The sequence below is a fragment of the Kitasatospora sp. NPDC059571 genome (assembly GCF_042735675.1).
GTDB lineage: Bacteria > Actinomycetota > Actinomycetes > Streptomycetales > Streptomycetaceae > Kitasatospora.
On the sequence record NZ_JBHWBW010000362.1, the window covers coordinates 1 to 5,932 of the forward strand.

Sequence of the window (5,932 nt, forward strand, 5' to 3'; positions counted from 1 at the left end):
GTGTGGATCGGGGCCCGCGCCGTCGGGGTGCGCCGCAGGTCAGCCCTGGGCGACCACGGTGAAGCGCTCCAGCTCGGCGGCCAGCTCCGCGGCCACCTTGGCGTGCAGCAGGGTGCCGTCGGCGGTGTGCTCGGTGGAGAGCAGCTCGCCCTCGGCGTGCACCCGGGAGACCAGGTCGCCGCGGGTGTACGGGACCAGGGCGTGGACGTCGACGGCGGGGCGCGGCAGCTCGTCGTCGATCAGCTGCAGCAGCTCGGCGATGCCCTGGCCGCTGCGGGCCGACACCACGAGGGCGTGCGGCTCGCGGCGCAGCAGGCGCTGCAGCACGGCCGGGTCGGCGGCGTCCGCCTTGTTGATCACCACGATCTCCGGCACGTTCTGTGCCTCGACCGAGACGATGACCTCGCGGACGGCGGCCAGCTGGGTCTCCGGCTCCGGGTGCGAGCCGTCGACCACGTGCAGGATGAGGTCGGCGTCGGCGACCTCCTCCATGGTGGAGCGGAACGCCTCGACCAGGTGGTGCGGCAGGTGCCGGACGAAGCCGACGGTGTCGGCGAGGGTGTACACCCGGCCGCTCGGGGTCTGCGCCCGGCGGACGGTCGGGTCCAGGGTGGCGAACAGCGCGTTCTCCACCAGGACGCCGGCGCCGGTGAGCCGGTTGAGCAGCGAGGACTTGCCGGCGTTGGTGTACCCGGCGATGGCCACGGACGGCACCTGGTGGCGCTTGCGCTCCTGGCGCTTGGTGTCGCGGCCCTTCTTCATCTCGGCGATCTCCCTGCGGAGCTTCGCCATCTTCTCGCGGATCCGCCGCCGGTCGGTCTCGATCTTCGTCTCACCGGGACCGCGGGTGGCCATGCCGCCGCCGGACGAGCCGGAGCCGCCACCACCCATCTGCCGGGAGAGCGACTGACCCCAGCCGCGCAGGCGCGGCAGCATGTACTGCATCTGCGCGAGCGAGACCTGTGCCTTGCCCTCGCGGGACTTGGCGTGCTGGGCGAAGATGTCGAGGATCAGGGCCGTCCGGTCGACGACCTTGACCTTGACGACGTCCTCGAGGTGGATCAGCTGGCCGGGGGTGAGCTCACCGTCGCAGACGACGGTGTCGGCCCCGCTGGAGGCGACGATGTCGCGCAGCTCCTGGGCCTTGCCGGAGCCGATGTACGTCGCGGCGTCGGGCTTGTCGCGGCGCTGGATGACGCCGTCCAGCACCTCGGATCCGGCGGTCTCGGCGAGGGCGGCGAGCTCGGCCAGCGAGTTCTCGGCCTCCTCGGCCGTGCCGTCCGTCCAGACGCCGACGAGCACCACGCGCTCCAGGCGGAGCTGTCGGTACTCGACCTCGGTGACGTCCTGGAGCTCGGTGGACAGGCCTGCCACGCGGCGCAGCGCCGCACGCTCGGACCGGTCGTACTGTTCCCCGTCGTACTGGTCGAGGTCCTCGTCGATCGCCGCGAGGTCCTCGTCCATCAGGGCCTCGGCCCTGATGTCGGCGAGCCGGCGGGCGGACTCGCGCGTGGTGCGGCTGTCGAACGTGGAGGTCATCTCATCCTTTGCGGTGTCGGGAAGGCCGGGGTACATCGCGTGTACCGAGGAGTCTGCCCAGCTGCCGCCCCTCCTACCGTCGGGCGGGGTGAGCTACCCCTGCGGACCGCCGTGTCCACCGGCGCCACTGCCTCCGGTGAACGCCGCGGACCGGCCGTGCATTCCCCACGATGGTCGCACGCCCGGATCGGCCGGGTCATCCTCATTTCGCCCGGCGGACGCCCCCGGGGAGGCATCGGCGGCGGCAGCGGGCCGGTCGGCCGGGTCCTCCGCCGGCGGGCCGGGCCGGTAGACGTCGTACACGCCGGGCACCCGGAGCATCGCGCGCATCACCGCGGGCAGCGCCTCGGCGCCCGGCAGCTCGATGGTGTAGCTGTGTCTGACCCGCAGCTCGCGGGGCGGTTCGACGTCGGCGGAGAAGATCCCGACGCCCTCGGCGGAGATGGCCGCGGTCAGGTCGGCGAGCAGCCGGGGGCGGGTGAGCGCCTCGGCGTGCAGGGCGACCCGGTAGCCGTTCGGGGGTTCGGCGCCCGGGATCCAGGCGAGCGAGAGGGGGCTGCGGCCGTCCGCGCGCAGCCGGTCGCCGACCGGACAGCCGGTGCGGTGGACGGCGACCGCGCCGCCGCGGATCGGGTAGCCGGTGAGCGCGTCCGGCGGCACGGGGGTGCAGCAGCGGGCGAGCCGGACGGGGGTGTCCGGCCGGCCGTGGACGGCCACCGGTGCCCGGCCGCGGACCACTGCGGGCGCCGCCTGCGGGGCGGGACGGTCGTCGGACGGCCCGGTCTCCACCACCGGGACGGGGGCCGGGTGCTCGGCGAGCCAGCGCTCGATGGCGAGGCGGGCCGCCGGGGTGCGGACGTGTTCGAGCCACTCGGCGGCCGGGCCGGAGGGCTCGCCGGCCGGTGCGGTGAGGACGGCCACCACGTCGCCGTCGCGCAGCGCGGTGGACAGCGCGGAGAGCCGGCCGTTGACCCGGACGCCGACGCAGCGGTGGCCGGTCTGCTCGCCGAGCAGGTAGGCGGCGTCCACGCAGCTGGCGCCGACCGGCAGGTGCAGCCGGTCGCCGTTCTCGGTGACCGCGGTGATCTCGCCGTCGTCGGAGAGGGTGGCGGTGAGGGTGGACCAGAAGGTGTCCGGGTCCGGTGTCTCCTGCTGCCAGGCGAGCAGCCGGCTCAGCCAGCCGGGCCGGGCCGGGTCCGTGCCGTCGAGCTCGTCGCGGGCGGCGGGCGCGGGCTCGGAGCCGGGCTGGTGCGGGTCGCCGAGCGCGACCACGCCGGTCTCGGCGACCCGGTGCATCGCGCGGGTGCGCACCAGCACCTCGGCCACCGCGCCGCCGGGCAGCTGCACGGCGGTGTGCAGCGACTGGTAGAGGTTGAACTTGGGCGCGGCGACGAAGTCCTTGAACTCGCCCGGCAGCGGCGTCCAGCAGGTGTGCAGCTCGCCGAGGACGGCGTAGCAGTCGGCGTTCTCGTCGACGACCACCAGCACGCGGCCGAAGTCGGCCGGCTGGAGGGCCTGCGGCAGCCCGTCCGCGCCGGCGGCGGCGGCCCGCTTGAGCAGCACCCGGTGCACCGAGACGCAGTGCCGGGGGCGGACGGTGACCTCGGCGGCGATCCCGGCCTCGGCGAGCTGGCGGCGCAGCGTCTCGGCGAAGGGGGCGAGCAGTTCGTCGGGCCGCTGCTCGTGGGCGGTCAGCACGGCCCCGGTCCGGGCGTACTCCTCCGGGTGGAGGGTGGCGAAGACGATGTCCTCCAACTCGGCCTTCAGCACCTGGATGCCGAGCCGCTCGGCGATCGGGATGAGGACGTCCCGGGTGACCTTGGCGATCCGGACCCGGCTGGCGGGCTTCATGTGCCGGATGGTGCGCATGTTGTGCAGCCGGTCGGCGAGCTTGATCACCATGACCCGGACGTCGTCGCCGGTGGCGACCAGCATCTTGCGGAAGGTCTCGGCCTCGGCGGCGGCGCCGAAGTCGACCTTCTCCAGTTTGGTGACGCCGTCGACCAGGTAGGCGACCTCCGGGCCGAAGTCCGCGGAGACCTGATCGAGCGTCACCTCGGTGTCCTCGACGGTGTCGTGGAGCAGGGAGGCGACGAGCGTGGTCGTCCCCGCGCCGAGCTGGGCGAGGATCATGGTGACCGCGAGCGGGTGGGTGATGAACGGTTCGCCGCTCTTGCGGGTCTGGCCGCGGTGGCTCTCCTCCGCGAGGCGGTAGGCGCGGGAGAGCAGCGCCAGGTCGGCCTGCGGATGGTGGCGGCGGTGGGCCTGGACGATGGGCTCGATGGCGTCCGGGACGGGGGCGCGGTCGGTGGCCAGCAGGGCGGCGCGGCCTGCGCGCGAGAGGGCGCTGCGGCTCAGCCGGCCGAGCGGGCGCCTGGCGCCGCCGTGCTGCCCCGCACCGATCGGACCTGCTTCGATGGCCATCCGCACCTCCGGCAGCGATCACCGGAGCGCCTCCCGACCCGGTGGTCCATGCTACCGAGCACAGCACGTTCCGCGACGCACTGCTCCCGGTCCGTCATGGGGATCACCCGATCGGGCGGATTCACGGCCTGCGGAAACGGGAAAACCGCGCGGCCGGACGCGTCCGGGCGCGGCGGCGGCCCGGACGCGCCGCCGCTCAGGCGGTGAGGGTGGCGGCGAAGGCCGCGTCCAGGGTGCCGGTGGCGACGATCTCGGCGGGGCCGGTCATCTCCACCCGGCCGTCCGGGAACTCCTCGATGGTCAGCCGGCCGCCCGGCAGGTCCACGGTGTAGCGCGCGGCCTCGCCGGTGGCGGCCGGGTCCAGGCCGTCGCGGCGGGCGGCGGCGACGGCCACCGCGCAGGCGCCGGTGCCGCAGGAGCGGGTCTCGCCGGATCCGCGCTCGTGGACCCGCATGGCCACGTGCCGCGGACCGCGGTCGACCACGAACTCGACGTTCACGCCCTCCGGGTAGACGCCCTCGGGGGCGGTGCGGGGGGCGTCGCGCAGGTCGCCGGCGTCGTCCAGGCTCGCCACGAAGGCCACCGCGTGCGGGTTGCCCATGTTGACGTTGCGGGCGGGCCACGTCCGCTCCCCCACCGCCACCTCGATGCCGTCCGGGCCGGGCAGCACGGCAAGGCCCATGTCGACGGTGATCTCGCCGGGGGTGCCGTCGGGGGCGCTCGCGGCGATCCGCACCTCGCGCACCCCGGCGCGGGTGGCGACCGCGAGCCGGCCCGGCTTCGCCAGCCCGGCGTGCACCAGGTAGTGCGCGAAGACCCGGACGCCGTTGCCGCACATCTCGGCGATCGAGCCGTCGGAGTTGCGGTAGTCCATGAACCACTCGGCCCGGTCGGCGAGGTGCGCCGCGGCCGGGTCGGCGGCCGAGCGCACCACCCGCAGCAGGCCGTCCCCGCCGATGCCGGCCCGCCGGTCGCACAGCCGCGCGACCGCGGCCGGGCCGAGGTCGAGCCGGCCGTCCGGGTCGGGGAGGATCACGAAGTCGTTCTCGGTGCCGTGGCCCTTGAGGAAGGGCAGGCCGGGGGCGGTGGGTGCGCTCACACCGCGATGGTACCGATCAGCCGCGCAGGTGGACGACCCGCCAGAGGGCGAGCGCCACGGCGGTGCCGGCGATCAGGGTGTACAGCGCGATAGCCCGCCAGCCGGCCCGCTGGCCGCTGCCGCGGCGCGGCACCCCGGGCCACTTGTAGCCGGCCCGGCGGGCGGCCATCGCGCCCCAGCCGCCGGAGGCGGCGGTCAGCAGCAGGCCCAGCATGCCGATCATCGCGGAGGCGGCGTCGCCGGAGAAGGCCAGCGGGAAGGCGAACATCAGGGAGCCGAGGGTGGCCATCAGCACGATCGGGAGCAGCTGCCACCAGCGCAGCCGGCGGCGCGGACGGATCTCGCGCTCGTGCACGACGCCGGGGGCGCCCAGGTCGTCGATGGCGGGCAGGCCGATCGCGTACGAGGTGGGCACGACCAGCTCGGGCAGCAGCAGCTCGGCGCTGTCCTCGGCCCTGCTCGGCAGCTCGTCGGTTTCGGGGCCGGTACCCGTCGACACGCGGCCTCCCCTGACGGATCGACACGAGTTCACGGCTCGTGAACGGTGAGGCCGGCCCGCGCGACTGACCCCTGGTGGTACCGATGATGGCATGTCCCGGGTCGCCCGCAGGGCGTCCGAGGGGTCCTCGGGTGATCCGTGGCCATGACGTGATCCGCCTGTAACCGCCGGTTCGCGCTGCACCTGCAGCTGCGAGCGCAGGTGCACCGGACGCATGGCCGGATCCCGTCGTCCGGCGGCCGGGAGCCGCCCCCGCGCGGCCCCCCGATCGCCAGCGGGCCGGGGGGGGGGCGGAGCGGGGGGGGGGGGGCGCGGCGCGGGCGGGGGGGCGGGGGCGCGAGAGGGGGCGAGCGCTGCGGGGGCGGGCGGAG

Annotated in this window: 4 protein-coding genes; all 4 read right to left on the reverse strand. The window is 75.2% G+C overall.

What is annotated here, in order from left to right; all coding sequences use genetic code 11:
- Positions 1-39: 39 nt before the first annotated feature.
- The 4 genes from hflX to ACFV0G_RS29535 all read right to left on the reverse strand — a co-directional run bounded on the left by hflX (position 40) and on the right by ACFV0G_RS29535 (position 5,561).
- Entirely contained in the window at positions 40-1,539 is a 1,500-nt protein-coding gene (hflX, locus tag ACFV0G_RS29520) for a GTPase HflX (RefSeq protein WP_380554648.1), read from the reverse strand.
- A 93-nt stretch (positions 1,540-1,632) separates the two neighbouring features.
- Positions 1,633-3,963: a RelA/SpoT family protein gene (locus ACFV0G_RS29525; protein WP_380554652.1), complete on the reverse strand. Its 2,331-nt coding sequence runs from the start codon at positions 3,961-3,963 to the stop codon at positions 1,633-1,635.
- Between the two features lie 196 nt (positions 3,964-4,159).
- Positions 4,160-5,062: a diaminopimelate epimerase gene (gene dapF, locus ACFV0G_RS29530; protein WP_380554655.1), complete on the reverse strand. Its 903-nt coding sequence runs from the start codon at positions 5,060-5,062 to the stop codon at positions 4,160-4,162.
- A 16-nt stretch (positions 5,063-5,078) separates the two neighbouring features.
- A complete protein-coding gene (locus ACFV0G_RS29535) occupies positions 5,079-5,561 on the reverse strand; it encodes a hypothetical protein (RefSeq protein WP_380554658.1) in 483 nt (160 codons plus the stop codon).
- Positions 5,562-5,932 lie beyond the last annotated feature (371 nt).